The sequence below is a fragment of the Fibrobacter sp. genome (assembly GCA_024398965.1).
Taxonomy (GTDB): domain Bacteria; phylum Fibrobacterota; class Fibrobacteria; order Fibrobacterales; family Fibrobacteraceae; genus Fibrobacter.
The window spans coordinates 1-2,707 of the sequence record JAKSIF010000105.1 but is presented as its reverse complement, the minus strand read 5'-3'; the positions used below and the strand labels follow the sequence as shown (position 1 = coordinate 2,707).

General features: G+C 50.0%; 4 protein-coding genes. 1 reads left to right on the top strand and 3 read right to left on the bottom strand.

Going from position 1 to position 2,707, the window contains the following annotated elements; all coding sequences use genetic code 11:
• The 3 genes from MJZ26_14785 to ruvX all read right to left on the bottom strand — a co-directional run.
• Nucleotides 1-215: nitroreductase family protein (locus MJZ26_14785; protein ID MCQ2107042.1), on the bottom strand; the 215-nt coding region annotated here is incomplete at its 3' end.
• A 12-nt stretch (nucleotides 216-227) separates the two neighbouring features.
• Nucleotides 228-1,085: a tRNA 2-thiocytidine biosynthesis protein TtcA gene (locus MJZ26_14780; GenBank protein ID MCQ2107041.1), complete on the bottom strand. Its 858-nt coding sequence runs from the start codon at nucleotides 1,083-1,085 to the stop codon at nucleotides 228-230.
• 15 nt (nucleotides 1,086-1,100) lie between these two features.
• On the bottom strand, nucleotides 1,101-1,571 hold the full coding sequence (gene ruvX / locus MJZ26_14775) for a Holliday junction resolvase RuvX (GenBank protein MCQ2107040.1): 471 nt from the start codon (nucleotides 1,569-1,571) through the stop codon (nucleotides 1,101-1,103).
• Nucleotides 1,572-1,679: 108 nt separating this feature from the next.
• Here ruvX and MJZ26_14770 point away from each other — a divergent pair.
• Nucleotides 1,680-2,707, top strand: a 1,028-nt coding sequence (locus MJZ26_14770; GenBank protein ID MCQ2107039.1) for a CoA activase, incomplete at its 3' end; no start/stop codon positions are given.

Here is a 2,707-nt window from a genome sequence, read left to right as displayed (position 1 = left end):
ACCACGGGAGCGTTATAAGCCATGCGGGTAATGCCACGAATCTTGGCAAGAGCCTCGGCGGACTTCAACACAAAAATCTTCAAGGGCTGATGATTCATGGCCGTAGGTGCCAGGCGACCCGCCTCAAGAACAGCATTCAATTTTTCTGCTTCCACAGCGCGGTCACTGAACTTGCGGCAGCTGTAACGGGACTTTACAAGATCCATGAATTCCATTTTCGACTCTCCTTAAATAATTTTCGACTGGTTATCAAACCATTCCAGGAAACTATGCTGTTCACCCTCCGCCTTGTAACCGGGGAAAGTTTCAATGCAAACAGCATGAATACTGTTGAATATACTTTTTTCAATATTGGGATTGGTCTGTTTCAACCGTTTAATCAGTTCCTTGATTTCACGACGCTTGCTGACATTTTCCTCTTCGCCACCAGCTTCCGCCATTTCAGACAAACGACAGGCGCACTGAATAAATTCCAGGTTATTGTACTTGCGCCAATTGATGATATCGTTCTCGTGAATGCAGTACATGGGGCGAATCAAAGTCATCCCCTCGAAATTCTGACTGCGAAGCTTGGGCATCATCCCTTGCAGATGATTGCCATAGAACATGGCAAGGACCGTCGTTTCAATCACATCGGAAAAATGATGACCAAGGGCAATCTTGTTGCACCCCAGGTCTTTTGCCATACGGTACAAATGTCCGCGGCGCATCTTGGCGCAGATGTAGCAAGGGGAACTTTCAATCTTGCTTGTCACATCAAAGATGTTGGTTTCAAAAACCTTGATGGGAATTTCAAGAAGGGCTGCGTTGCTTTCGATTTTTTCGCGGTTCACCTTGTTGTAACCCGGATCCATGACGATGAATTCCAGCTCAAAGGGGCAATCACTATGGCGTTGCAGCATCTGCATGAGTTTCGCCAACAGCATGGAATCCTTGCCACCGGAAATGCAGACAGCAATCTTGTCGCCAGATTCTACAAGCTTGTAATTCTTGACGGCAGTGATAAAGGGAGTCCATATCTTTTCACGATAGGTCTTGGAAATACTCCGTTCTACATTTTGAACAAATGAAAGTTCTCTTGGCATTACTTTTAAAAACCGCTAACCTTGTTCATCCAACCATCTCTGCAAAATAATCTGTGCCGCCAGTTGGTCAATAACGGCCTTGTTCTTCTGTTTTTTCTTCTTGCTAAAGTGGGATGTACAGGCTTGGGCCTGAACGCTTGAATAGGATTCGTCCTGGGTGTACACAGGCATTCCCGGAAAACGGACCTTCAAGTCCTGGACAAATTTTTCCACAACCACATTCTTGCCGTCGGTACGACCATCCGGGTGATAGGGCATCCCCACCACAAAGGCATCCACCTTATTCACCTTTACCAGTTCATCCAAACGAACCCAGAGGTTCGTAACCTTCTGGTCGATGGTTTCTCGTGCAAAGGCGAATTTCAGTTCGGATTCGGCAAAGGCGACACCAACACGATGTTCACCGTAATCAAGAGCGAGGTAGTTCATGAGTTCAATTGAAAATTGATGATTGATGATTACAAAGATAAATTGTTTAATAAGCATAGAAAAACCTTTTTAGGGTAAAGGGGGGAGAAACTTTGTGTTTTCAGCATTCTTTCTCCCGTCTTTCACCACTCGTCTCTCGTCTCATTTGCTATCTTTGCGCCCACTATGAGTATTTCGAAGAATGATTTATGGGTCGGTGTTGACGTCGGTTCTACAACCGTTAAGATTGCCGTCGTTGACCCGGAAACCTCCAAGCTTTTGCATTACACATACCAGCGCCACAACGCCATGCAGGCCCAGAAGGTCCATGAGGTGCTGCGTGAAGCCCACGGTCTTTTCCCGGGCAAGAACTTTAGAGTTGCCTTCTGCGGCAGCGGCGGTCAGCCCTTCGCAGATGCTACCCACGCCTTCTTTGTCCAGGAAGTGGTGGCAAACGCCCTCGCCGTGCGCGCAACCTACCCCGACACCCGCGTCGCCATCGAATTGGGTGGCCAGGACGCCAAGGTGGTCTTCTTCGAAAAGGACCCCACCACAGGCAAGCTGATTGCTAGCGACATGCGTATGAACGGTGTCTGCGCCGGTGGTACTGGAGCCTTTATCGACCAGGTGGCAGAACTCCTCCGCATCAAGACCGAGGCCTTCGAAGGTTTCGCCAAGCGAGGCCAGAAGGTCTACGAAATTTCCGGCCGTTGCGGCGTGTTCGCCAAGACCGACATCCAGCCCATGCTGAACAACGGTATCGCCAAGGAAGATATCGCTCTGTCCAGCTTCCATGCCATCGCCAAGCAGACCATCGGCGGCCTCGCCCAGGGTATGGAAATCAAGCCGCCCGTCATCTTCGAAGGTGGCCCGCTGACCTTTAACCCGACACTTGTACGCGCATTTAAGGAACGTCTGGGTATCACGGATGAACAGGCAATCGTGCCTGAACATTCCGAAGTTCTCGTAGCCATGGGTGCAGCCCTTTCCGTGGGCTCCATGTTTGCCGACCAAGAATGCTTCTACCGCGAAGAAGGTTCCCTGGACTCCCTGGTCCACTTCAACGAAATTCGCCAGGCCGAACACAAGGCCAAGGCTGCCGCCGACCTGTTCTTCAAGGACGATGCCGAATACAAGCAGTTCCTGGAAGACCACAAGATGGCAGGCAACAACTACCCGCAGCCCGCCTCCGGCTCCGAACTGAACGTTTACCT

Excerpts from the sequence above, each read along its gene's own strand:
- MJZ26_14780 (MCQ2107041.1), bottom strand. The coding sequence starts at position 1,085 with ATGCCAAGAGAACTTTCATTTGTTCAAAATGTAGAACGGAGTATTTCC.
- ruvX (MCQ2107040.1), bottom strand. The coding sequence starts at position 1,571 with ATGCTTATTAAACAATTTATCTTTGTAATCATCAATCATCAATTTTCA.